General features: G+C 68.4%; 26 protein-coding genes. 16 read left to right on the forward strand and 10 right to left on the reverse strand.

All coding sequences use genetic code 11. From position 1 onward, the window contains the following. Positions 1 to 23: 23 nt before the first annotated feature. Positions 24 to 890 (reverse strand): polysaccharide deacetylase family protein, encoded by an 867-nt coding sequence (locus ACWDR0_RS14600; RefSeq protein ID WP_456352016.1) that lies wholly within the window; start codon positions 888 to 890, stop codon positions 24 to 26. Between the two features lie 112 nt (positions 891 to 1,002). Here ACWDR0_RS14600 and ACWDR0_RS14605 point away from each other — a divergent pair, with 112 nt between their 5' ends. Beyond that, entirely contained in the window at positions 1,003 to 1,464 is a 462-nt protein-coding gene (locus ACWDR0_RS14605; RefSeq protein WP_456352017.1) for a MerR family transcriptional regulator, read from the forward strand. On the opposite strand, the gene ACWDR0_RS14610 is transcribed toward ACWDR0_RS14605, so the two are convergent. From ACWDR0_RS14610 to ACWDR0_RS14620, 3 genes are all read right to left on the reverse strand, one after another. Beyond that, positions 1,412 to 2,656 (reverse strand): HEAT repeat domain-containing protein, encoded by a 1,245-nt coding sequence (locus tag ACWDR0_RS14610; RefSeq protein WP_456352018.1) that lies wholly within the window; start codon positions 2,654 to 2,656, stop codon positions 1,412 to 1,414. The genes ACWDR0_RS14605 and ACWDR0_RS14610 overlap by 53 nt on opposite strands. Before the next feature lie 140 nt (positions 2,657 to 2,796). Next, on the reverse strand, positions 2,797 to 3,306 hold the full coding sequence (locus ACWDR0_RS14615) for a DinB family protein (protein ID WP_456352019.1): 510 nt from the start codon (positions 3,304 to 3,306) through the stop codon (positions 2,797 to 2,799). Between the two features lie 36 nt (positions 3,307 to 3,342). Beyond that, on the reverse strand, positions 3,343 to 4,536 hold the full coding sequence (locus ACWDR0_RS14620) for a nuclear transport factor 2 family protein (protein ID WP_456352020.1): 1,194 nt from the start codon (positions 4,534 to 4,536) through the stop codon (positions 3,343 to 3,345). 95 nt (positions 4,537 to 4,631) lie between these two features. On the opposite strand from ACWDR0_RS14620, the gene ACWDR0_RS14625 reads away from it, so the two are divergent. Both ACWDR0_RS14625 and ACWDR0_RS14630 read left to right on the forward strand, forming a co-directional pair. Continuing rightward, positions 4,632 to 5,564 (forward strand): LysR family transcriptional regulator, encoded by a 933-nt coding sequence (locus ACWDR0_RS14625; RefSeq protein WP_456352021.1) that lies wholly within the window; start codon positions 4,632 to 4,634, stop codon positions 5,562 to 5,564. Beyond that, positions 5,561 to 5,893: a hypothetical protein gene (locus ACWDR0_RS14630; RefSeq protein WP_456352022.1), complete on the forward strand. Its 333-nt coding sequence runs from the start codon at positions 5,561 to 5,563 to the stop codon at positions 5,891 to 5,893. The genes ACWDR0_RS14625 and ACWDR0_RS14630 overlap by 4 nt, the downstream gene beginning before the upstream one ends. Before the next feature lie 27 nt (positions 5,894 to 5,920). On the opposite strand, the gene ACWDR0_RS14635 is transcribed toward ACWDR0_RS14630, so the two are convergent. Further along, complete coding sequence (locus tag ACWDR0_RS14635) at positions 5,921 to 6,967, reverse strand: LLM class flavin-dependent oxidoreductase (RefSeq protein WP_456352023.1); 1,047 nt, start codon at positions 6,965 to 6,967, stop codon at positions 5,921 to 5,923. A gap of 486 nt (positions 6,968 to 7,453) precedes the next feature. Here ACWDR0_RS14635 and ACWDR0_RS14640 point away from each other — a divergent pair, with 486 nt between their 5' ends. After that, positions 7,454 to 8,341 carry a phosphotransferase family protein gene (locus ACWDR0_RS14640; RefSeq protein ID WP_456352024.1) on the forward strand — a complete coding sequence of 296 codons (888 nt, stop codon included), beginning with the start codon at positions 7,454 to 7,456 and terminating at the stop codon, positions 8,339 to 8,341. A gap of 4 nt (positions 8,342 to 8,345) precedes the next feature. Here the strand turns inward: ACWDR0_RS14640 and ACWDR0_RS14645 are convergent, their stop codons facing one another. Continuing rightward, positions 8,346 to 9,719 (reverse strand): hypothetical protein, encoded by a 1,374-nt coding sequence (locus ACWDR0_RS14645; protein WP_456352025.1) that lies wholly within the window; start codon positions 9,717 to 9,719, stop codon positions 8,346 to 8,348. A gap of 248 nt (positions 9,720 to 9,967) precedes the next feature. Between ACWDR0_RS14645 and ACWDR0_RS14650 the strand changes: the two genes are divergently transcribed. From ACWDR0_RS14650 to ACWDR0_RS14670, 5 genes are read left to right on the forward strand one after another with little or no spacing between them, the layout of a single operon-like run. After that, positions 9,968 to 10,516, forward strand: coding sequence for a bifunctional DNA primase/polymerase (locus ACWDR0_RS14650; RefSeq protein ID WP_456352045.1), 549 nt, complete (start codon positions 9,968 to 9,970; stop codon positions 10,514 to 10,516). Continuing rightward, on the forward strand, positions 10,506 to 10,817 hold the full coding sequence (locus tag ACWDR0_RS14655; RefSeq protein ID WP_006348404.1) for a hypothetical protein: 312 nt from the start codon (positions 10,506 to 10,508) through the stop codon (positions 10,815 to 10,817). The genes ACWDR0_RS14650 and ACWDR0_RS14655 overlap by 11 nt, the downstream gene beginning before the upstream one ends. Further along, entirely contained in the window at positions 10,814 to 11,122 is a 309-nt protein-coding gene (locus ACWDR0_RS14660; protein ID WP_456352026.1) for a hypothetical protein, read from the forward strand. The genes ACWDR0_RS14655 and ACWDR0_RS14660 overlap by 4 nt, the downstream gene beginning before the upstream one ends. Positions 11,123 to 11,172: 50 nt before the next feature. After that, a complete protein-coding gene (locus tag ACWDR0_RS14665; protein WP_456352027.1) occupies positions 11,173 to 11,427 on the forward strand; it encodes a hypothetical protein in 255 nt (84 codons plus the stop codon). Beyond that, on the forward strand, positions 11,424 to 11,636 hold the full coding sequence (locus ACWDR0_RS14670; RefSeq protein ID WP_456352028.1) for a hypothetical protein: 213 nt from the start codon (positions 11,424 to 11,426) through the stop codon (positions 11,634 to 11,636). Before ACWDR0_RS14665 ends, ACWDR0_RS14670 begins: the two co-directional genes overlap by 4 nt. A gap of 284 nt (positions 11,637 to 11,920) precedes the next feature. Here ACWDR0_RS14670 and ACWDR0_RS14675 read toward each other — a convergent pair whose 3' ends face one another. The 4 genes from ACWDR0_RS14675 to ACWDR0_RS14690 form a co-directional block, all read right to left on the reverse strand. After that, positions 11,921 to 12,814 (reverse strand): YDG/SRA domain-containing protein, encoded by an 894-nt coding sequence (locus tag ACWDR0_RS14675; protein WP_456352029.1) that lies wholly within the window; start codon positions 12,812 to 12,814, stop codon positions 11,921 to 11,923. Between the two features lie 207 nt (positions 12,815 to 13,021). After that, entirely contained in the window at positions 13,022 to 13,513 is a 492-nt protein-coding gene (locus ACWDR0_RS14680) for a hypothetical protein (protein WP_456352030.1), read from the reverse strand. Next, on the reverse strand, positions 13,506 to 14,510 hold the full coding sequence (locus tag ACWDR0_RS14685) for a hypothetical protein (protein WP_456352031.1): 1,005 nt from the start codon (positions 14,508 to 14,510) through the stop codon (positions 13,506 to 13,508). The genes ACWDR0_RS14680 and ACWDR0_RS14685 overlap by 8 nt, the downstream gene beginning before the upstream one ends. Before the next feature lie 307 nt (positions 14,511 to 14,817). Then, positions 14,818 to 15,558, reverse strand: a complete 741-nt coding sequence (locus ACWDR0_RS14690) for a GntR family transcriptional regulator (RefSeq protein ID WP_456352032.1) — start codon at positions 15,556 to 15,558, stop codon at positions 14,818 to 14,820. Positions 15,559 to 15,759: 201 nt separating this feature from the next. Between ACWDR0_RS14690 and ACWDR0_RS14695 the strand changes: the two genes are divergently transcribed. The 7 genes from ACWDR0_RS14695 (at position 15,760) to ACWDR0_RS14725 (ending at position 20,814) form a co-directional block, all read left to right on the forward strand. Further along, positions 15,760 to 16,104, forward strand: coding sequence for an SCO3933 family regulatory protein (locus ACWDR0_RS14695; protein ID WP_456352033.1), 345 nt, complete (start codon positions 15,760 to 15,762; stop codon positions 16,102 to 16,104). A 185-nt stretch (positions 16,105 to 16,289) separates the two neighbouring features. After that, positions 16,290 to 17,441, forward strand: a complete 1,152-nt coding sequence (locus ACWDR0_RS14700; protein WP_456352034.1) for an FtsK/SpoIIIE domain-containing protein — start codon at positions 16,290 to 16,292, stop codon at positions 17,439 to 17,441. Further along, a complete protein-coding gene (locus ACWDR0_RS14705; RefSeq protein ID WP_389879618.1) occupies positions 17,435 to 17,629 on the forward strand; it encodes a hypothetical protein in 195 nt (64 codons plus the stop codon). Before ACWDR0_RS14700 ends, ACWDR0_RS14705 begins: the two co-directional genes overlap by 7 nt. A 155-nt stretch (positions 17,630 to 17,784) precedes the next feature. Then, a complete protein-coding gene (locus tag ACWDR0_RS14710; protein WP_456352035.1) occupies positions 17,785 to 18,027 on the forward strand; it encodes a hypothetical protein in 243 nt (80 codons plus the stop codon). Continuing rightward, positions 18,024 to 19,367: a replication initiator gene (locus ACWDR0_RS14715; protein WP_456352036.1), complete on the forward strand. Its 1,344-nt coding sequence runs from the start codon at positions 18,024 to 18,026 to the stop codon at positions 19,365 to 19,367. Before ACWDR0_RS14710 ends, ACWDR0_RS14715 begins: the two co-directional genes overlap by 4 nt. Then, a complete protein-coding gene (locus ACWDR0_RS14720; RefSeq protein WP_456352037.1) occupies positions 19,364 to 19,570 on the forward strand; it encodes an excisionase family DNA-binding protein in 207 nt (68 codons plus the stop codon). Before ACWDR0_RS14715 ends, ACWDR0_RS14720 begins: the two co-directional genes overlap by 4 nt. Continuing rightward, positions 19,567 to 20,814, forward strand: a complete 1,248-nt coding sequence (locus ACWDR0_RS14725; RefSeq protein WP_456352038.1) for a site-specific integrase — start codon at positions 19,567 to 19,569, stop codon at positions 20,812 to 20,814. Before ACWDR0_RS14720 ends, ACWDR0_RS14725 begins: the two co-directional genes overlap by 4 nt. Positions 20,815 to 20,916: the final 102 nt, after the last annotated feature.

Below are 20,916 nucleotides of genomic sequence, written 5' to 3' on the forward strand. Positions count from 1 at the left end.
CCCCGGCGCACGCCCCCGGGGCCTCACACCGTGTTCGCGTAGTGCTCCGCAATCTCGTCGCTGGTGGCCGTCCAGACACCCGGGTGCCCGGCGACGTACTCCAGGGCCTCGTCCAGATAGCGGCTGCGGAACGGCTGCCCGACCACGAAGGGATGCAGGGCCAGGGCCATCACCCGGCCGCTGCCACCGGCCGAGTCGGCGTACAGCCGGTCCAGTTGGTCCTTGACCACCCGGACGAAGTCGGGGCCGGTCATGCCCTTGCCGACGAAGAGCCCGATGTCGTTCAGCTCCACCGAGTACGGAACGCTGAGCACGCCGGGCACGTTGAGCCGGTACGGCTGGTCGTCGTTGGTCCAGTCGAGGACGTACGAAAGCCCCAGCTCGGCCAGGAGTTCCGGGGTGCGGAAGGTCTCGGTGAGCGCGGGCCCCATCCATCCCCGGGGCCGCCGCCCGGTGGTCCGCTCGATGGAACCGACCACCTCCGCCAGCATCCGCCGCTCCTCGTCCTCGGTCAGACCGGAGTGGAAGGTGGAGTTGTCCCGGCCGTGGGCGAGCCATGCCCAGTCCCGGTCCCGGCCCGCTTCGACGATCTGCGGATAGCGCTCTCCCGCGGCGGAGTTGAGCAGGGCGCTGGCCCGGAGCCCGTACCGGTCCAGGCTCTCGATCACCCGCCAGACACCCACCCGGGGCCCGTAGTCCCGCCATCCGTAGTTCAGGGGGTCCGGGGTCAGCCCCGCCGTCCCAGCAAAGGTGCTGGTCGACGGGGCGTCGAGCCGGTAGTGCTCGATGTTCAGGCCGATGTAGAAGGCGACACCGGCGCCGCCGGGCCACCGCAGCGGCGGCCGCTCGGTGACAGGGCTGTAGTCGTAGAGCTTCTGATCCAGTATCACTGCACACCTCGGTACCGGTTCTGGCCGTTTCGGCCGCGAATTCCTCCGGCACCCAGACTCGAACCCTCACATCAATGTGAAGGTCAAGCGCCCCCGGAAAGAGGCAGGTCGGATGCGGATCGGTGAACTGTCCCGGCGTACGGACACCTCGCCCAGGCTGCTGCGCTACTACGAGGAGCAGGGTCTGATCGCGGCCGACCGCGCCGCCAACGGCTATCGCGACTACGACGAGGGCTCGGTGGACCGGGTGCTCCAGGTCCGGGGCCTGCTCGACGCCGGTCTGCCGACCCGGATCATCCGCCGCATCCTGCCCTGTCTGGGTGCCCCGCGGACGATCTACTTCCCGGACCCGACGCCCGAGATGCTGTCCACGCTGGAGCGGGAGCGCGACCGTATGACCGAACGCATCGCGGTGCTGAGCCGCAACCGCGACGCCATCGCCGGCTATCTGGCGACCGTCCGCCGCAACGATCCGGCCGCTACGGGCGCAGCGGGCGCTGCGGGCGCGCCCTCGGCGGCGGCTACACGGGCAGTGCGCCCGGCGGCTGCCCATGGCGGCGGCCGTACGCGGTGAGGGCGAGAACTCCGGATCCGGTGACGGCCGTGGCGGGGCCGAGCGCGGAGGGGTCGACGGAGAGCCGGGCCGCGACGGCGGTGGCCCGGCACGGCTCGCGGGGCGCCGCGCCGGATAACGGGCGGGGGGCGGCGGAGCGCACACCCGGTGGGCGCGGGAGGCCGGGGGCGGGCGGGTGCCCGGACGCCCGGCCGGACGCGCTCCCGGGCTCGTACGGGGATACGCGACCGGGCTGGGCGGTCCCGGCCCCCTCCGCATTCCCCTCCGCCGACTCGTGCGCGGGGAGATAGCCGCGCTCGGCGGGGTGCGCGGGGCCTTCGTCGCCGCGCCGTTCGGCGTCGTACACGTCGTAGTACCGGACGATGTCCGGCCCCTCGGCGATGCACCAGGCCGTCCAGGCGCCGCCGCAGCTCGCGCCGTACCACTGGGCGGCCCCGAAGCGGCCGCCGAGGGCCGAGCACCGGGCGCGGACCATGCTCCGCCCGGATCCGCCGCCGGTACAGCCGCCGCCCCGCCGTACGGACTCCTGGTCCTGGGAGGAGTCGCCGAAGACCAGGGTCCAGCCGTCCAGTCCGGGGCTGACGAAGACCCGGGAGCGCGATCCGCGCTCGGCGCCCCGGCCCCTGGCGTGCCGGTCGCGGCACCAGGCCGCGGCCCCGGTCCGGAGGGTGACCGGCTCGGGATCGCCCAGCCCGAAGGCGTCGAGGACGGCCGTCTGGTCGACGGTCGGGATCGCGTACCAGAATCCGCAGAGGGCGAGGGGTTCCGGGATCTCCGCAAGCCGTTTGACGCGCGTCAGGCGCCGTACCGCGGCGAGGTCCGCCGGGTCCATCGCCCCGGGGCCGCCGATCGCGGCCAGCGCTTCCAGGGCACCGGCCCGTATCCCCGGCCCGGCCGCGGCCGCCCGCCGCACCCGGCGCAGTACGGGCAGGGCGCCGGGTCCGATCCCCTCGAACGCGAGCACTGCGCGCCGGCGCACCCCGGGGTTGGCGTCCCCCAGCAGTTCGATGAGGCGCTCGCCGTAGGCGACGGCTCCCTCTCCCCGCCGTTGGAGTTCGGCGAGGGCGTTCTCCCGGACCCGGGGATCGGGATGCCCGAGCAGCCGGGCGCAGTCGCTCAGGTCCCCGCGGGCCAGCAGGGCGAGAGCCCCGCCGAGGGACTCCCACCGCGCGCCGCCCGTTGCCCTCTCCATGCGGGGCACCCTAACGGCACCCACCGACAGGATCCCGCCGAACGCCGCGACCGCGACGGGGCCGTGCCCCCGACCACACACCCTCACGGCACCCCGGACCACACCCTCGCCCCGCCCCGGACCGCGCCGGGCGCAGTTCTTCAGGCGCCGGTGGCCCCGTCGATGCCCTCGCGGAGGAAGTCCGCGTGCCCGTTGTGCCGCCCGTACTCCAGCAGGACATGGACGAGCACCATCCGCAGCGACACCTCCCGCTCCCACCGCGGCTGGTACCCGAGGACATCGAGCGATACGGCCTCCCGCTCGATCCGGCGGGCGGTCGCGACCTCCGCCTCCCAGGCGCCGAACGCCTCCGCCCTGCCGGACGCGCTCGCGTCGTAGGCGGCCTGGAAGTCGACCCGGTCGGACCAGACCATCGGCGCCTCGTGGTCCTCGAAAACCCTCCGGAACCAGGCACGTTCGACTTCCGCCATATGCCGCACCAGCCCCAGCAGGGAAAGCGTCGACGGCGGCATGGACCGCTGCCGCAATTCCTCGTCGGTGAGCCCTTCGCACTTCATGGCGAGGGTCGCGCGGTGATAGTCGAGAAAGGCCCGCAGCGTCTCGCGCTCCCCGCCGGTGAGCGGCGGAGGCGTCCGGTCGTCCGTATCCATCTGTGTCCGCCCCGTCCGTAGCCCTCCGGAAAGCCGTCACCCTAGCCGCCCCGGGAGTGAGCCGCCCTCGGGGTGCCGGTGATAGACCTTGTTGGCGATACGCCAGCCGCTGTCGGTACGGATCAGCAGAAAGACATCGGTGAACGTGTCCGCGCCGTGCCGAAGCGTCATGGTGGCGGTCGCGACGGTGCCGTGGACGTCGACGGATTCGATACGGCGGGTGCGGGCCGCTTCGTCCGCGGCGGGCCGGCCCGGGAAGAGGGCGCAGTACTCGTCCAGGTTCCAGGAGACGAATGCGCCGTCCCGGAGCCCTTCGATACGGGCGGTGGGAAGGAACGCGTCGCGGAAGTGGGCGGGGTCGCCGGTGGCGTGTCCGCGGACATAGGCGCGGAGGGGTTCGCGTACGGAATTCCCGGCGGCGGGGACCGTGGCGGCGACGGCGATATCGGCATCGTCGCCGGCCCGGGTATCCGCCAGGCCCGTAGCGCTGCGCAGCGGGAGGTCCGACGCGGCGGCCAGCAGCTCCATGTCCTTGGCCAGCGCGCCGATCGTGAACTGAGCCGGGGCCGGGACCGAGGCCGGATCGCCGAGCAGGAAGTCCCGTTTACGGGCCACGAGCCCGCCGAGCTGGCCGAGTTCGAGGACGTCCAGCACCTGGTCACGGGGCAGCCCGAGGGCGTCGGCCTGCCGCAGGGAGTCCCGCAGCGCGAGGACGGATCCGGCGAGGCTGTTGTTGGCGATCAGTTTGAGGGCGGCGGCGGTTGCGGCGCCGTGCACCAGCCGGACGGTGCCCAGTGTCTCCAGTACGGGCCGGACCCGGTCGAGCGTGCTCCGGTCGGCGGCGGTGAGGATCTGCAGGGCACCGGCCGCGACGGCCGACACCGAGCCGAGCACCGGCGCATGGACGTACGCCGGGCCGAACCGCCCGGCCAGCTCCGCCGCTTCGGCGGGGGCGATGGTGCCCGTGTTGAGCACGATCGTGTCCGCCCACAGGGAGTCCTTTACACCGTCGAGGACTTGGCGGCAGGCCGCGCCGTCGAAAAGCGCCAGGAGGACGAGGTCCGCCCCGGCCACGGCCTCGTTCGGGTCGCCGACCGTCCGGACGGTTCCCGCCGTACGCCCCGAGCGGGTCCAGCCGACGACGTCCCGGCCCTGGTCCGCCAGACGATGCGCGATGGCGCCGCCCATGCGCCCCAGGCCCAGCACGGCGATGGTATGCGGTGTGATCATGCACATCACAGTGGCGCCCCTCAACGCATGCGACAAGCGCAGATTCCGCACCCCGGCCCTGCGACATCCGCATACCGGCTGGTCATACTGGCCGGATGGACCTGACCGTGTGGCGAACCTTTGTGACCGTTTGCCGGACCGGGTCGCTGTCGGCGGCGGCAGCCGAGCTGAACCACACCCAGTCGGCCGTCTCCCGCCAGATCGCCGGGCTGGAACGGCAGCTCGGCACGCCCCTGGTGGAGCGCCATGCCCGCGGCGTGCGTCCGACCCCGGCCGGTGAGGTGTTCCGGCGCCATGCGCTGGCCACCCTCGGCGAGGCCGAACGCGCCGTGCGCGCGGTACGGGACATCCGCGACGGGCGGTGCGAACAGCCCCTGGTCATCGGCGCGACGCCGTCCCTCGCCGCGGGCATCGTCCCCGAAGCCGTACGGGGCCTGCTGGACCGGACCGGCCCCTTCCGGTGGAGCCTGCTCCCCGGTCTGAGCGCACAGCTCCATGCCCGGGTGACCGCGGGCGATCTCGACATCGCCGTCGTCACCGACGCCCCGCCGGGGCTGCCCGCCGACCCGCGGACCGAACGCCGGTTCCTCGGGCTGGACGAGATGGTCGTCGTCCTGCCCGCCGGCCATCCCCGGTCCGGGCCCGGTCCGGTGCCCATCGCGACGCTGGCCGACCTGACCTGGGCCGAGGACAACGAAGGCTCCGCGGCCCTCCTCCGCCGGCACGCCGCCCGCGCCGGAACCGTCGCCCGCATCGACCTCACCGCGGCCGACCTCCCCGGCAAACTGGCCCTGGTCGCCACCGGCCACGCCATCGCCCTGATCCCCGGCGTACTGACACGCGCACTGCGAGCCGATGTCACCACCATGCGGCTGACCGACCCCCCGACCCGCGGCATCTACGCGATCACCCCGCGCCGGGCCCCCCATCCCCGTACGGCACCACTGCTCGACCAGCTCACCACAGCCTTCACCACGGCCCACCCGGCCCACCCGGCCCCCGGACAGGGAGAACACGGACACCGATGACAGCAGGGACAGGTTTCACCGGAGAGGTCTGGCGGCTTGAGCGCGGGACGGAACTGCTCGGCAGAATCGAGATCGACGAGGCCGACTTCCCCTGGCTGCACGGACGGTTCGTCGCGGAGCCCGCTTTTGCCGAGTTCAAGCCGTGGTTCGACCGCACCCTCGCACTGATGGAGGCGGAGGAGTACGAACAGTTCGATCACGCCTACGAGCAGATCGACCGAACACTTGTGCTGGTCGCCCCGTCGGGCCCGGTGGCAGAGTTCCTGCTGCACATCCAGGACGACCGCGCCTGGTTCCGCTGGAGTGCCGAGCCGTTCGAGGAGCACTGAGCGGGGTCGCGCCCGCCTTTCCGGCGCTCAGGCCAGCAGCCCCGCGAACTCGGCCATTTCCGCCTCCGGGTCCACGGCGGGGTGGATCACCAGCTCGTCGACCCCGGACTCCTCCAGTACGCCGATCCGCTCGATGAGTTCGGCCCTGGTGCCGACCAGGCCGAATCTGTCCACCAGGGGAGGCACGATGAGCTCACGGTCTCCGGGGGCCAGCCGGCCCAGGTAGTTGCGGTAGAGCACCTGGTGAGATCCGGGGTCCGCGGGGGTGGTGCCGCGGGACCGGAGGAGGCGGCCCACCGCGGCGGTCACTTCCGGCGGCAGAGCCGCGCGGAAGTCCGGGTCCGCCGCGCCGAGGATCAGTGCGCACAGGGCGATATGCCCCATCGAGTCCTTGGCCGCGTCTCCGTAGCGGTCCTCACCGTCGGCGAGGACATGCAGTGCCGACATGAGATACGAGCGGGGCTTCCCGGCCGTGCCCGCACCCGGCGCCGCCGCCCGCCGGGCCTGCCCGAGTGCCGACCAGGCCGCGGGGTCGTGCAGCCCGAAGGAGATCACTCCCGCGCCGAGCCGTCCGGCGGCCGCGGCGGCCTTCGGGCCGAACGCGGCCACAACGAACTCCACGGGAGCCTCGGTGTCGACGTACGGCCCGCTGTGCAGGAAGCGCACCCTGCTGGACCGGTCCCCCTCGCGGTGCTCCGTCTCGCGCCCCGCGGTGAGATTCTGCAGGGCGGCGGTGAACGACTCCAGTTCCGCGGTCTTCACGGGCCGCATCCCGAGCGTGCGGCGTGCCGTGTTGCCGGTGCCGACCCCGCAGACGATACGGCCGGGGGCGAGCGCGTTGAGACTGGCGACGGCCGCCGCCGCGGCGGGGGCGGAGCGCAGGGCCGGTGAGGTGACACCGATACCGAGCCTGATCCGGCGGGTGGACCTGGCGCAGAGGGCGAGAGCCACGAACGGATCGCCGTGGAGCAGAGGCGTGTCGTACACCCAGAAACTGTCGAAGCCGAATTCCTCCGCACGGACGGCCAGGTGTTCCACACCCGGCCCCGCTGTTGTGACGATGCCGGTCCGCATGGCGACGCTCCCGTCGTCGAGTGGGCCGGCCCCGCGGCTCCGGTTGCGGCATCCGCCGGCGGCGCGACGCCCGGCCGTCGGCGAGAGGTACGACATCGGCCGATCGGCACCGGTCGAAACGGAGGGCGGATACCGCCCGGGCCGAGTGCCGGACGACATATCCGGCCTTCCCGCCCCGGCCCTTTCCCACACATCCGGGCGATTGCCGCACTTTGCTGCTTGCACAGCCAAAGAGCCCCTGGCGGGAATCCCCGCCAGGGGCTCTGAGCTGCTGTGGACCTGAGGGGATTCGAACCCCTGACCCCCTCGATGCGAACTACAGGCCCCACGGTCGCGAACGGTCGCCTGCCTGGTGAGGGAGTTGCCCCGGGTCTCCACTGATCACCGCCGGGCGGGCCGGTTGCTGTACTTCACTGCTGTACAGCAGACCGTCGGAGACGGTGCCTGTAGCGTCTGAGTATGACTTCGGGCGCGGGCGTTGGCGATGTGTTCACGGAGGAAGCGGCGGGGGCGGTCCTGGTGTCGGCATGCCGGACGGCCGGGTTCGATCCGGCTGGCGCGGAGTTGCTGCGGCTCGGGTCCAATGCCGTGTACCGGCTGGCCGACTCCCCGGTGATCGTCCGTATCGCCCGGGATCCCGGCTCGTTGGCTGATATGACACGTGTGGTGCGGGTCGCCCGGTGGCTGGAGGGTGAGGGGTTCGCCGCGACGCGGGTGGTTGCGGGTCTGGAGCAGCCGCTGGCGTTGGACGGCAGGGTGGTGACGTTCTGGGTCAGTGCGCAGGACTCGGTGGTCTACGCCGACCTGCGAGAGCTGGGTGACCTGCTGCGGCGGTTGCACTGGCTGGAGGAGCCGGGTTCGCTTGCCCTTCCTTATTACGACCCGTTCCAGGAGGTGTGGGACACCCTCCGTGCTCTGGGTGACGTTCCCGGCGACGATGTGGCGTTTCTGAACGAGCGGGCGGAGCGGATACAGAAGGAGTACGACCGCTTGGACTGGGTTCTCGACTTCGGCATGATCCACGGGGATGCCAATGTCGGGAACGCGATCCGGGACCGGGACGGTCGGCCGCTGCTGATCGACCTGGACGGCTTTTCGCTGGGGCAGCGGGAGTGGGACCTCGTACTGACGTCGCTGTACTACGAGCGGTTCGGCTGGCACACCCGTACTGAGTACGAGTCGTTCGTCTATCACTATGGCTTCGACCTGATGAACTGGCCCGGCTACCCGGTCCTCGCTGATCTGCGTGAGCTGAAGATGACGTTGTGGATCGGCCATCAGGTCACCACGAGCGAACGGGCGGCGGAAGAGTTCGCCCGGCGGGTTCATGCCCTGCGTACTGGCGGAAGCCGCAAGGACTGGCAGGCGTTCTGAGCGCTTAATCCATGGCTGCTGCCTCGCGCCAGAGGCGGTGTTCGGCGGCCAACTCGTGGAAGTCCCGTACGACGGTTGTGGTCGATGCTCGTGCGAGATTCCGCCGGAATTCTGCGAGGTAGCTGACGCAGCGCGCTGATCTGAGCTGCTCGCCGAGGTCGAGAGCATCGGCTGCGACCCGGCATGCCTCTTCCGGGTTGCCCGCGTGCATCTGGGCGTCGGCTAGGACCATGGTGGCGAAGAAGTCGCTGCGGACATGCGTGCCGCTGACTGCGTTCTCGGCGTGGGCGACGGACCTGCGGGCGCTGCTGACATCGCGGAAGCAGTGTGCGGCCTCCGCGGCAAGTTCGACATCGTCGAAGTAGGTGATCCACTCCGGCTCGTCGTCGTTGTTCCGTCGGTCCAGCGCGCCGGTGGCTTCCGCGAGGGCGAGTTCGCAGGCGCGGGTATCGCCGGTGCGGGCGAGGGCGCGGGCTTCCATCGCGTGGAACTGGGCCAGCAGGGTCGGTGTCGCGACGCGCGAGATACCCATCCGTGCGGCGCGGGCCAGGGTGGCGGCCTGGGTGTAGCGGCCGAGGAAGGTGGCCTGGTGGCTCATGGCGGAGAGGATGCTCCCGGCAAGCCGCCGGTCGTCGCTGTCCTGGGCGAGCCGTAGTGCGTGGACGAAGTACCGCTGGGCGAGTCCGTGGTGGCAGGCGTCGTACGACATCCAGCCGGCCAGTCGCAGGGCTTCGCCAACCGTGGAGAACAGGGCCTGTCCGACGGCTTCGGTGTATTGCCCCGACAGCAGTGGGGCGACGTCGCGGCTGAGGTACTGGATGAGGCTGTGTCGTGCGTGGTCTCCACCGAAGCGGTCGTCGAGCTGGGCGAACATATCGGCGGTCGACTTGATCATTGCGACATCGGTGAGACCCACTCGGGGCCCTGCATCCGCAGGGGCGACGTGGGCGGGGGTGTCGGGTGCTACGAGCCACTGCAGCGAGGCTTCGTGCCAAGGGCCGTCGAAGGCATCCGCCGTGAGAAGCGATGCGTCACCGGCGAGATCGGCCAGCCATAGCGGGCCGACCGCTCCGATCGCGGCGCCCACGCTGTCCGGATACCTCAGATCTGCGAGTCCGGGGACCTCATGATCACGTATCCCGAGATCCTGCGGCGGCAGCCCGAGCGCTTCGCACAGCAACCCTGCGTAGAACTCGTCCGGAACTCCGTGGTTGTTCTCCCAGCTCGCGATCCGCCGCTTCACGCTGGCGTCGGCCGGAAGCGTCTGCCCCTTGCGGCCCGCTGCGGTCCGTAACTCCCGGATGAGCCGCGCCTGACTCCACCCCCGGCTCCGCCGTGCATTGAGGAGCCGCGTTCCCATCTGCTGTGTACCGGTCATGGTGCCCACCTCCCCCGTGGTTGTAGCTGCCGCAAAGCGAATATAAGGAACACACGACTACTGCGCGCCCTCGCCGCAGGGGAATTCGCGCGAAGGAATGGCCGGGACGGCACCCTGGGGTGACACGCCTCGTCACCCCATGTCACCCCTCGTCATCTGCCCTGACCAGGGCCTTCACCACAAATCTGGGAGCACGACGACTCCCCGCGGTCGCCGTGGACCGATTGAGGTGAACCAACGTGCAGAAGATGACGAGGCGCGGCAGGCAATGGCTGTCCGACGCCGCCGACGACCCGGAGAAATGCCGCTCCGTATGGGCCGACGACCCCCGTGTCCCCCACTTGTTTCCCGCGGGGCTCCGCTTCGACGTGGTCGTTGTGGACCAGCGGACGGGCCTGGAGGTCTTCCACCAACTCCAGCAAGGCGGCATGCCGTGCGGGCCCGTGCTGTCCGACCTGGGCAGCAAGGAGGTCGGCTTCCTCCTCAACACCGGATCGCGCAAGCGCTTCGAGCGCACCGTGGCCACGGAATCGGGACCCAACCGACGCCCCAGCTACTCCTACCTCGCCGAGGGCTCATTCGTCCTGATCCCGGGCCCCATGCCCCTGTCCGGCGACCGATACCAGTGGATCGCCGCCCCCACCCGCCCCGTGGAGGGCTCTCCGCTGCGAGCGGTCGCCCTGGCGGTGGTGATCGTCGCAACCACACGGATGCTCGACCGCTTCGACCAGTACGGCACGGAGCTGCCCACCCTTGAGCCGGAGGACTGGCCGGAGGAGACGACCGATGGGGCATGACTTCGCCCACTGGTCGCCCGCCGAAAGCGAGCCCTGGTACGCGGCCCGGGACGCCACCGCCGCCCTGCGCGACGTCCTCGTCTCGGCCGGCCTGGAGAAGGACTTCCCCTACCTCCAAGCCCAGATGAACGCGTTCGGGCACGGCCTCGTCGAACTCGGCCGCGTCTCACCGGAGACGGCAGAACGCCTGGCGGCACTCCTCGACCGCGCACTGTCCTGCGAATGGCCCGGCGACGCGACCTGCGCACGCCAAGCCGCATCGAACACCCACACCGACCGGGGAGAAGAGACGCCGACATGACGAACCGCAGAGGTGTGATCGCAAGGCGGGCGGAAGAACTGACCCCCGGCATCTCCTACGTACGCGGCTGGTCCCGTGCCCACCGCGGCACCGCGGCCCTCGCGGACCGGCTCCGCGCTTTGGGCCTCGACAGCGACTTCCCCGGACTCAAGGCCGACGTGAACGTCGACGGCGACGGACTCGTCTGCCTCGGCCAGATCCGCCCCGAGGCCGCCCAATTCCTCGCACAGGCGCTCGTCACCGGCCTCGCCCTCGAACTGGCAGACCACCTCACCACCGACCAAACGCCCCGGCGGTCCGCGTAGGACCGGCCCGCCGAGGCTCGCTACCCAGCTTCCAAGGAGCTGACCAACGTATGCGCAAGCATATTGTCGAACTGATCCACCGTGCCCTGAAAACCCTCTTCCCCGCCCACGGCCGGCACCGCCAAACCCCGCCCCCGGCCCGCATGCCGCTGGTGCTCTGGATGACCCCGTGGACCACCCCCACCCCCGCACACGTCCTCGAACGCCAACGCCCCTTCAACGGCGAGGACATCCCCCTGGTCCGCCCCTACGCCCCGCTGGACACCACCCTCCAACTCCGCCTCCACTCCGGTGCCGCATCATGACCACCGACGCCCTGACCTCGCCCCCGCCGCAGCTCTTCACGGCCAGGTGCTTCAAGTGCGCCACGGAAACAACGGCCCCGGTCCACATCCGCTGGCTCCCCAGCCCCAGCGGCCCCGGTACGACCCTCTACGCCTGCCCCCACTGCGCCCCAACGGTCCCCCACGGCCCCACCCTCGACGAAGACCTGACCTACCCCCACACCGCATAGCCCCCAACCAATGGGAAGCCGCCCACGGGCCGACAACGGCGCCTGGTCAACTCCCCTCCCCAGCCCCGGTCGCCAGTGCCCCAACACCGGCGCCCGGGGCTCCGTCGCGCCCCGGCCCCGCCGCCGCTCGGGACCGGCGCCCCAGCGCCGCAGCCCGAACGGCGCCAGGGGACGGCACGGCTCTGAACTCGATGGCTGAATCTCAGCACCGAGCCAGACGCTCAACCTGGTCTGCCGTAAGGGGCACCATTGTTGCTCTCTCACTTTGTGAAGTGGGGAACGATCTAGCGGCGCCACCGCTCTCGGTGGCTTTGGATGCATCCAACGTCGAGGGTGTGCTGAGGGTGTGTCCTGAGAGGCCCCACAGGTACGCCGTTCTCGAAGACGGTTAGGTCGTCCCGAATGACGATGGCTCCGGCGTCCAACTTGACATGACAGTTCGGGCAAAGGCAGAGCACGTTGCCTGTTCGGTCGGGGCCGTTGTGTGGACGCCCAAGAGCCTGGACGTGGGCACCTTCGCTGTAAGTACCGCCAGGCGTCTCGATGATGATCCCGCAAACCTGGCACTGATCTGCGTGCCAACGCTTCACAGCATTCTTCACCTGACTACTACGTACGATGCGCTGAATGTTTGAACTGGCACGTTCAGGGACATCGTTGCCGGCGGGCGCCTCCTCATCGTTCCGTGGTGAGTCGACAGCAAGCTGGTCGTTTTCGATGGCCGGTAGGGGGGCATCAAGGGCGGCCTCCATGCGGAACTGCCAGATGAGGTGCCCGTCGATTCCCAGCTTGCTCCCGTAGCTGACGACTCGATACAAGCCGTCATAGCGGTAGCCAGACTGCGGTGCGTAGACCGACTCGCTTTTGCTGCCGCGGATGACTCGGACAGGCAGCCCCTGAAGGTAGCTGGTCACCAGTGCAGCGTTACCCGAGTCTTCTAGGGACTGGTCGTTGATCTGGTTGCCAGCCCCGTCCTGCCCACCATGGCCGGTGTAGATGATCACATCGCCAAGGTCTTCGTCATCCTTATAGCCGCCCGACAGGACGATGGACTCGGCACCGGTCGCCTTCGTGCCACAGATGCCGGCGATGCGGGGGCGATGAACCTTCGCCTCGCTGGCCAGAACTCGATTCGGGTAGGGCTGACCCACCGGCACGCCCGGAATTTCACCAATCATGTACACAGCATGGCAGGTGCTACTGACAGGGCAAGATCTTATCTGCTCTCTACCCCACTCGCCCGTAGCGATGCCCCCTCCACCCGGCACGGTCCTGCTACGACCTTGGGGCAGAGGGGGGCGCTCTGACTACTTGACGGAACACTAAAGACCCTGCCGCGAAAGATGCCACCCGCAGTCATTTCGCGAACGAAGTTATGTTTGGCGCTAGGTGACGGACTGAAGGAAAGCTGACCTCATTCGACGCAGAATCATTAGGAGAGTCAGCGCGAAGTGGGCGAGCAGGATGATCAGAATGCCACTCAGCCAGCGGTTAACCTTTTCCATGCCCATGCCGGACGCGACACCTAGCGTACCGGCGACGGTAAGGGCAATCAGAAGGGCGTAGGTGACATTGGCCTGGAGATGCCTTGCGAGCTTAAGGCGAATGTTTTGGGAGTTATTCCCTCCAGCCTCCACGGCTTTTGTTGCAACCTCAAAAAGGAGCACGAGGAGATTAAATAGCAATCCAGCAAGGATGGCGAATGCGGCGAGAATGTTACCCACTCCGCGAACGTTCCAATTCAGACAGACTCCGATAATTCCGAGCACTGCGGGAACTCCGATGAAAAAGGAAATATCTCCCCATAGAATTCGATTGTCTGAGTGGCTGCGGAGCGTTCGATAATGATCCTTAAAGATCGGAATGAGGTCAATCATTCTGATCAATTGGAACCTCCAGTCGGTAGTGCCCCCAAACTTCCGGCCACGCAAAGTCTCGACGCATCATGTCAACGCTCATGCCCATCGTCTGAGCAAGGTCCTCAGCCAACTCCTTGGCCTTCGCGTACAGCCAGTCGTCTGTCAGCTCGATGACGCCGTCCTTGTTCATCTCGTCATCGATGTCATAGAGCATGGCAGGAGTTGTACCAGATGACACTGACAGCGTCCTGTTCGAGTTGGCGATCTTAACCAGGACCTTCATCTCTTGGTACTCAACCCCTCGCCACTCAAGCATGCTCGAAACGTCGGCTCCGTCGCTGATTACTGACTGAATTTTCCTTTTCCCGAAGGAGAAATTTCGAGGTGGGCGCAGCACAACCTCGACTGTCCCAAGCCTTCGCTCGGCTTCACCCAGTCCGAGCGCATCGGCAACGTCATCGGGGATTGCCTGTCGAACCAGGCGAATTTGCTTAAGATTCCCACTTGCGAGATACATCCCGAATGCGGCCTCTGAGGCCATGTTGTTGATTTCGAGTACGTATCCATGATGCTTCGCGGCAAACGCTTTCTTGAAGGATTCCGCGAGGGCGGAAAGGACGCCATTCCCCTGAAGTCGCTCGGTGAAAAGTAGGCCCGATTTGGAGTTGGCGGGAAGGATTAGGTAGTTTCTGAGGTCCGTCAGGTCGACATGGTCATGCTGTTTCTCGAAAACTACCTGCCCTGACTGCCTTTCTCGAATGCGGGATTTCGCTCCATACGCTCCATAGGCAAGCTTGAATCGCAGGGATCGATTATCTTGAATTGCTTCTTGACATTCCAGTGAGCGTTCTTTGTCCTCGATTTCAAATGGACGCTCCTGGAGGTGCAGCAAGTAACCGTAGAACTCCTTAAGGAGGTCGCCCCCGGCGCGGTCGAAATCGTCGAGTTGCAAGTAATCGTCTTCTCGGCTCTTTCGAATTCGAACCGCGTAGCTGGCAAGGGTGTACTTGGCCACCGGCACCTCCTCTGGTGAGTTTCAAATCCTCCCACAGGGAGGGTGGTTGGGGCCTGCTGAATGTGATGTCTGCTGCGGACACGGACGGTTAGGGATCTTCCGCGTACACCGCTCCGTGCAGTGATCGATTCACGCCTCTTGCCCCTATGTGCGCGGAGGTGGACGTCGGCACCGCGCGGGCGGGGGAGGTCGAGCGCAGGAGCGCCGCCTGTGCTTCGCGAGGGAGCGCGCCCGGCGAAGCGAAGCGAAGTCGGGTCTTGATGAAGTAGAGAAAATTTGAGCCGCGCACAGCGGTGACCTCGGCTGGTTACAGCGGGTACGAGACCTCAAGGTCTTCGCCCGGGAGGAAGAGCTCCTCCAGTGCTAGGGGCTTGCCGTCCTGGTTGGTGGTCAGGCGGAAGATGTGCAGTAGGGGGACGCCTTCGGGGAGGCGGAGGGCCTGGGCCTGGTCCGGGAGGGGCATGCGAGGGCGGAGGTGTTCCGTGAAGGACAGGGTGTGGCCCAGGCCAGCCAGGGCTTCGTACAGCTCCGGCGCTGGCGGCAACTGCTGCTCTTCGTAGGGGGTGTCGGTCAGCACCGAGAACGGGACGTAAGTCCGGTGGAGCTGGCGCAGGCGGCCGTGGTCGGCGGTCTGGAGGGTGTCGTACGTGAACATCGGCTCGCCCGGCGGGATGCGCAGGAGGTCCGCCAGGGCGAGCGGGGCGTCCGTGCGCGTGATCGTGGCGGGCTCCGCGTCGGTCCAGCGGATGCCATCGGCCTCGACGTATCGGCCCTCCGCCTTGCGTCGCACTCCGCGCGGGCGCGTGAAGCTCGGGCGGTTGTGGGGGGAGCGGACGAAGGTGCCGCGGCCCATGATGGCCTCGACCAGGCCGGAGGCGCGTAGTTCGGTAATGCCCTGGCGCACGGTGGGGCGGGTCACCCCGAACTGCTTGGCCAGCAGTTCTTCCGACGGCAGGGGCTGGCCGGCCGGGAAGGTGCCGTGGAGGATGCCTTCGCGCAGGTAGTCCGCGATCTGGCGGTACTTCGGCTGCGTCTTCTTCGGCGGCATGAGGGGCCTCCGTGCCGGGGTCGTTATCGGGTTCGTCCGTCTACTTGGACGATCTGTTGCACTCGTTGGACAGCCTCGCTCATTCCCTCCTGCTTGACAACCCGTACTACGGGCTGCACTGTGGAGTCCCAACCCGTACTACGGGTGGTCAATCAACCCGAAGGTATCCTCTTCGGGTGCTCTCACAGAGGAGTTCAGTACGTGGCAGCCCTTCCGATCGACACCGCCAAGTTCACGGGGATCATCTGTGCCGTCCCGCCCTCCCCGCGTGTCGCCAACCGTGAGACCGGACAGCTCAAGATCGACCGTACGACCGGCAAGACGATGTACCAGGTGGGCTTGTGCCTCATGAGCGGGGCGTCCGCCGACGTGGTCAATGTGAGCGTGCCCGGTGAGCCAGCCGGTGTTCAGCTCGGCATGCCGGTGCACGTGCGGGACCTCGTGGCCATGCCCTGGGAGAACGACGGACGGCACGGGATCGCGTTCCGCGCCGAGGAGATCCGCCCCCTCTCCGCCCCGGCGGCGGCCAAGGGTGGTGGGCAGTGACCTTATCCACCGAGCATCACACCACCGTTGCCTGGCCGTTCTGGGCCCTGCTCCTGGTCCTGCTGCTGGGCGCCACGACGGCTACGGCCGGTCCTACTGTCCGAGCCCGCTACCCGCACGTCTGGTGGCTGGTCTTCGGATACCCGGCCGCCTGCTTCAGGGTCGTACGGACTTGGCGGCCGCTCATGGCCGGATGCGGCCTTGCGATCAGCCGCAAAGCCGCGCTGATCGTGGTCTCCGGGCTCGTCGGTAAAGGCGCCCCGCCCCCGCAACCTCAGGTTCCCCGGTACGGGTTCATCCGGCCGACCCGTAGCGGCTTCTGGATGCTTGCCCGGCTGCTGCCAGGTCAGACGCCGGAGGACTTCATCAAGGCGGCGCCCGCGATGGCCCACTCCTGGGAGGTGCACGCGGTCCGGGTGAGCCCCTGGACACCCGGCGTCGTACGCATCGCCGCCCTGCCCTCGGATCCGCTCCACGAACCCCGGAGATTCGAGCGCTCTTCGAACTACCAGCTTCTGCGGGTGACCGTCGGGATCCTGGAAACCGCTGCCCCTTGGGTGGTCGACCTGCGGCGAGTGCCGCACTGGCTGATCGTCGGCGCCACCCGTTCCGGCAAGTCCACCCTGCTCAACGCGCTCGTCGCCGGACTGGCCCCGCAACCCGTGGCCCTGGTCGGCATCGACTGCAAAGGGGGCATGGAACTGTCCCTGTACGGCCCGCGGCTCTCCACACTCGCTACCAACCGAGCCCAAGCCGTAAAGCTCCTGTCGGCACTGGTGGATCTCACCCTCGACCGGATGGTGATCTGCCGCGAAGCGCACGTCCGCAACGTCTGGGGACTGCCTGACAACACCCGCCCGGTCCCCGTCGTCGTGATTGTCGACGAGGTGGCGGAACTCTTCCTCGTGGCCGACCGGAGAGAGAAGGACGAGGCACACGCAGCCTCTACCGCCCTCATCCGCCTTGCCCAGCTCGGCGCCGCTCTCGGAGTGTTTCTGATCATCGCCGGACAGCGCGTCGGATCCGATATGGGCCCGGGAGTGACGGCGCTCCGCGCCCAGCTCGGTGGCCGTGCCTGCCACCGCGTATCAGATCCGGGTACGGCGGAGATGACCCTCGGCGACCTCAACCCCGACGCGCTCAAGGCCGCACAGGCCATCACCCCGGAACAGGCCGGGACGGCAATCCTCGCCTCAGGGGACGGCTGGGAACGGGCCCGCTCCTTCCTCATCACCGAGGCCGAGGCAGAGACCATCGCCGCCGAGTACGAGCACCTCACACCGCGGATTCCCGAACTGGCCCGCACCCCGAGCACCGAGAAGGGGACACCGTGCTGATCACCATGTCCGCCGCGCTCCTGCTCGGCCTGCTGATCTGGTTCCTGCTGCGCATCCACTACCTGCGGTGGCCCCACACGCTGCTCGCCGCCACCTTCGGATTCCTGCTGGCTACGACCGCGGCCGCGCCGACGGTCCAGTCGGCCCTCGACGGAGTGGCTGGCTTCATCAGCCAGTTCCGCTTCTGATCCGGACACCAGAGATCCCGACACCAGAAGGGACAAGGGGCATGCCCCCTGACATCACGATCACGGGCTCCCGACGGGGCGCGAAGTCGCCAAACCCGACCCCGTCAGGAACCCACTCCATCCGCCACCTGAGTAGTGAAAGGAGTCGACACTCATTGTCCACCAGGAAGCGTCCGCATCCGCCTGTGTGCGCTCTGCGGGACGACGACCGCCCGTTGTGCGACGGCGAGGAGGAAGTAGTCCTCGTTGCGCTCGACGGTACGGAAAAGCGTCTGTGCCCGGCCCATGCTGCCGCGCTCTGGCTCACCGACCCGACCTTCCGCTTCAGCGCGAAGACTCGTCCGCACGCCATCGCCGCCGTCATGGGGCAGGCGTTCGGAGGAAGGGGTACGCGATGACCGAGCCCCAGCACCTTCCGAACGCCGTTGCTGCTCTCGTCGAGCAGGCGGCCACTCCTGAGTTCGCCGCCTGGCGCCGGAACGTCGTCGGTCTCGGCGGCTGTGCCAACCCTGTCCATCTCGTGGGCGAGTCCACCGTCTTCGCCTCCGACAGTGGCCAAGCCCTGTTCAGCCACTCGTCGGCGGCATACGGCGGCCGGCTCCTGGTCCCCTGTGGAAACCGGCGCTCAACCGTCTGCTCGCCGTGCGCCGACGTCTACCGGGCCGACACCTACCACCTGATCAGGGCCGGGCTCGTCGGCGGCAAAGGGACCCCGGAAACGGTCAGCGACCACCCCCGGGTGTTCGCCACCCTCACGGCGCCCGGCTTCGGCCCCGTGCACACCCGCCGGGAGCGAAGCGGACGGGTTAGCCCCTGCCGTCCTCGGTCGCCGAAGGAACGCTGCCCGCACGATCAGCCGGTCGGCTGCGCCGTGCGGCACAGCACGGATGATCCCCGGCTCGGTGAACCGATCTGCCCCCGTTGCTACGACTACGCCGGGGCCGTGCTCTGGCAGGCCCGGTCCGTGCACCTGTGGCACCGCTTCACCATCGAACTGCGGCGTGAACTCGCCCGGCGGGCCGGACTGCCCCGGACCGAACTCCGCCTGGCCACCCGGCTCTCGTACACCAAAGTCGTCGAATACCAACGGCGCGGCCTGGTCCACTTCCATGCCGTCATCCGCCTCGACGGCCCGGACGGCCCGAGCACCCCGCCACCCGCATGGGCATCCACGGGCCTGCTGACCGACGCCGTACACACAGCCGCAGGGCGCGTACGGCTCCCATCACCCGGAGCCAGTGTCATCGGCCACCGCACGCTCCGCTTCGGCGCCCAGGTCGACGTCCGACCGATTGCCGAGCACGGCGCCGTCGCCGCGTACATCGCCAAGTACGCGACCAAGGGCGCGGAAGCAGCCGGCGCGGTCGACGGACGGATCACCACCGCCCGGCACCTCGTCCTCCTCCCCGTCCGCGCCCATGTCCTCCGCATGATCGCCACCTGCTGGTGGCTCGGAGCACTCCCGCCCTTCACCGCCCTCGAACTGCGCCGCTGGGCACACATGCTCGGCCACCGCGGCCACTTCTCCACCAAATCCCGCAGCTACTCGACCACCCTGACCGCCCTACGGACCGCACGAACCGAGCACCGGGCCCGCGAGCACTACCGCGTTCTGGGCCTCGACGACCGCCCGGTGATCACCATCGGCCATTGGCGCTATGCCGGACGCGGCTACTCACCCGAGGCCGCTCTCGTCGCCGCCACCGCCCACCGCACGGAAGGAGAGCCCACCCCATGACCCATACGGTGATCACCCGCAAGTGGCACACCACGACCGAGGTCGCCGCCATGCTCGGCTTCGGGCTCTCCAAGACGAAGATCCTCGTCCTCACCGGTGAGATCCGCTCCGTCAAGGTCGGTCGCAACCGCCGGATCCTGGCGGCCTGGGTCGACGATTACGTCCAGCGTATTACAGCGGACGCCGAGGAGGTGTCCGCATGAGCGGGAAAAGGGGCAACGGCGAGGGCTCCATCTACTCCTACCGCAACGGCTTCGCCGCCTATGCCTGGGTCACCCGGCCCGATGGCACGAAAGCCCGGAAGTACGTCTACGGGAAGACCCGCGACGAGGTCCACGGGAAGTGGATCAAACTGCACTCGGAGGCCGCGAAGGGACCGGTCGCTACCTCGGTCCCCACTCTCTCCGTGTATCTGGAGCGGTGGCTCAAGGAAGTCGTGGAGCCGGATCTCAAGCCCAAGACGGCCGAGACATACGCAATGCACTCCCGGCTCTACATCACTCCGGGCCTCGGGTCGAAGAGGATCGACAAGCTCACGGTCCGCGATGTCCGGTCCTGGGTCAACTCGCTGCTGGAGCAGTGCCAGTGCTGTGCCCAGGGCAAGGACGCCAAGCGGCCGGAGAGCCACAAGAACCCCCGGCTGCGGCGGCGCTGCTGCGCGATCGGGCAGTGCTGCGGGCAGGTTGCTTCCCGCCGCACGGTGCAGGACACCCGGGCCGTGCTGAGGTCGGCACTCACCAACGCGGTGACCGAGGAGCTGCTGTCAAAGAACGTCGCCGCCCTCGTCAAGGTCCGGTCCGCTCGCCGGACCAAACGCCGGCCCTGGTCCGTGGAAGAGGCCCGACAGTTCCTCGAATCGGCCCGCTCGTCCGGCGATGCTCTGTATCCGGCGTACGTACTCGTCCTGGTGCTGGGCCTCCGGCGTGGTGAGGTACTCGGACTCACCTGGTCCAACATCGACCTCGATGCCGGGGAGGTCACCGTGGAGAAGCAGCTTCAGCGCATCCGGCGGCGGCTGGTGCACGACGACGCGAAGACGGAATCCTCCGTGGCCACACTTCCTGTTCCCGAGATTGCCGTCACGGCCCTGCGGCTCCGGCAACAGGTTCAGGCGGCGACTCGACAGGCCTCCGGGGACCTGTGGGCGGTGTCGGACTTCGTCTTTACCACTCGCTACGGAGCACCGGTCGAGCCGCGGAACTTCAACCGGTCCTTCGCCGCCGCCTGTGCTCGCGCGGGCGTACGGACGATCCGGCTACACGACACCCGGCACACCTGCGGGTCACTGCTCGCCGCGCTGGATGTGCATCCCCGGGTGGCTATGCAAATCCTCCGGCACAGCAAGATCGCGGTGACGATGGAGGTGTACACCCACGTGCCGTCCCAGGCGACGAGCCGGGCGCTCCGGCGGCTCGGAAAACACCTGGGCGCTCAAGATCCAAAGTAGTTGCTGTACTTTGCTGCTTGCACAGCCAAAGAGCCCCTGGCGGGAATCCCCGCCAGGGGCTCTGAGCTGCTGTGGACCTGAGGGGATTCGAACCCCTGACCC

The organism is Streptomyces sp. NPDC003691, from assembly GCF_053981115.1.

Excerpts from the sequence above, each read along its gene's own strand:
- ACWDR0_RS14645 (WP_456352025.1), bottom strand. The coding sequence starts at position 9,719 with ATGACCGGTACACAGCAGATGGGAACGCGGCTCCTCAATGCACGGCGG.
- ACWDR0_RS14725 (WP_456352038.1), top strand. The coding sequence starts at position 19,567 with ATGAGCGGGAAAAGGGGCAACGGCGAGGGCTCCATCTACTCCTACCGC.
- ACWDR0_RS14665 (WP_456352027.1), top strand. The coding sequence starts at position 11,173 with ATGCGCAAGCATATTGTCGAACTGATCCACCGTGCCCTGAAAACCCTC.
- ACWDR0_RS14605 (WP_456352017.1), top strand. The coding sequence starts at position 1,003 with ATGCGGATCGGTGAACTGTCCCGGCGTACGGACACCTCGCCCAGGCTG.
- ACWDR0_RS14660 (WP_456352026.1), top strand. The coding sequence starts at position 10,814 with ATGACGAACCGCAGAGGTGTGATCGCAAGGCGGGCGGAAGAACTGACC.
- ACWDR0_RS14630 (WP_456352022.1), top strand. The coding sequence starts at position 5,561 with ATGACAGCAGGGACAGGTTTCACCGGAGAGGTCTGGCGGCTTGAGCGC.
- ACWDR0_RS14625 (WP_456352021.1), top strand. The coding sequence starts at position 4,632 with ATGGACCTGACCGTGTGGCGAACCTTTGTGACCGTTTGCCGGACCGGG.
- ACWDR0_RS14615 (WP_456352019.1), bottom strand. The coding sequence starts at position 3,306 with ATGGATACGGACGACCGGACGCCTCCGCCGCTCACCGGCGGGGAGCGC.
- ACWDR0_RS14715 (WP_456352036.1), top strand. The coding sequence starts at position 18,024 with ATGACCGAGCCCCAGCACCTTCCGAACGCCGTTGCTGCTCTCGTCGAG.
- ACWDR0_RS14610 (WP_456352018.1), bottom strand. The coding sequence starts at position 2,656 with ATGGAGAGGGCAACGGGCGGCGCGCGGTGGGAGTCCCTCGGCGGGGCT.
- ACWDR0_RS14620 (WP_456352020.1), bottom strand. The coding sequence starts at position 4,536 with ATGATCACACCGCATACCATCGCCGTGCTGGGCCTGGGGCGCATGGGC.
- ACWDR0_RS14650 (WP_456352045.1), top strand. The coding sequence starts at position 9,968 with ATGACGAGGCGCGGCAGGCAATGGCTGTCCGACGCCGCCGACGACCCG.
- ACWDR0_RS14680 (WP_456352030.1), bottom strand. The coding sequence starts at position 13,513 with ATGATTGACCTCATTCCGATCTTTAAGGATCATTATCGAACGCTCCGC.
- ACWDR0_RS14635 (WP_456352023.1), bottom strand. The coding sequence starts at position 6,967 with ATGCGGACCGGCATCGTCACAACAGCGGGGCCGGGTGTGGAACACCTG.
- ACWDR0_RS14690 (WP_456352032.1), bottom strand. The coding sequence starts at position 15,558 with ATGCCGCCGAAGAAGACGCAGCCGAAGTACCGCCAGATCGCGGACTAC.
- ACWDR0_RS14675 (WP_456352029.1), bottom strand. The coding sequence starts at position 12,814 with ATGATTGGTGAAATTCCGGGCGTGCCGGTGGGTCAGCCCTACCCGAAT.
- ACWDR0_RS14670 (WP_456352028.1), top strand. The coding sequence starts at position 11,424 with ATGACCACCGACGCCCTGACCTCGCCCCCGCCGCAGCTCTTCACGGCC.
- ACWDR0_RS14720 (WP_456352037.1), top strand. The coding sequence starts at position 19,364 with ATGACCCATACGGTGATCACCCGCAAGTGGCACACCACGACCGAGGTC.
- ACWDR0_RS14655 (WP_006348404.1), top strand. The coding sequence starts at position 10,506 with ATGGGGCATGACTTCGCCCACTGGTCGCCCGCCGAAAGCGAGCCCTGG.
- ACWDR0_RS14700 (WP_456352034.1), top strand. The coding sequence starts at position 16,290 with ATGGCCGGATGCGGCCTTGCGATCAGCCGCAAAGCCGCGCTGATCGTG.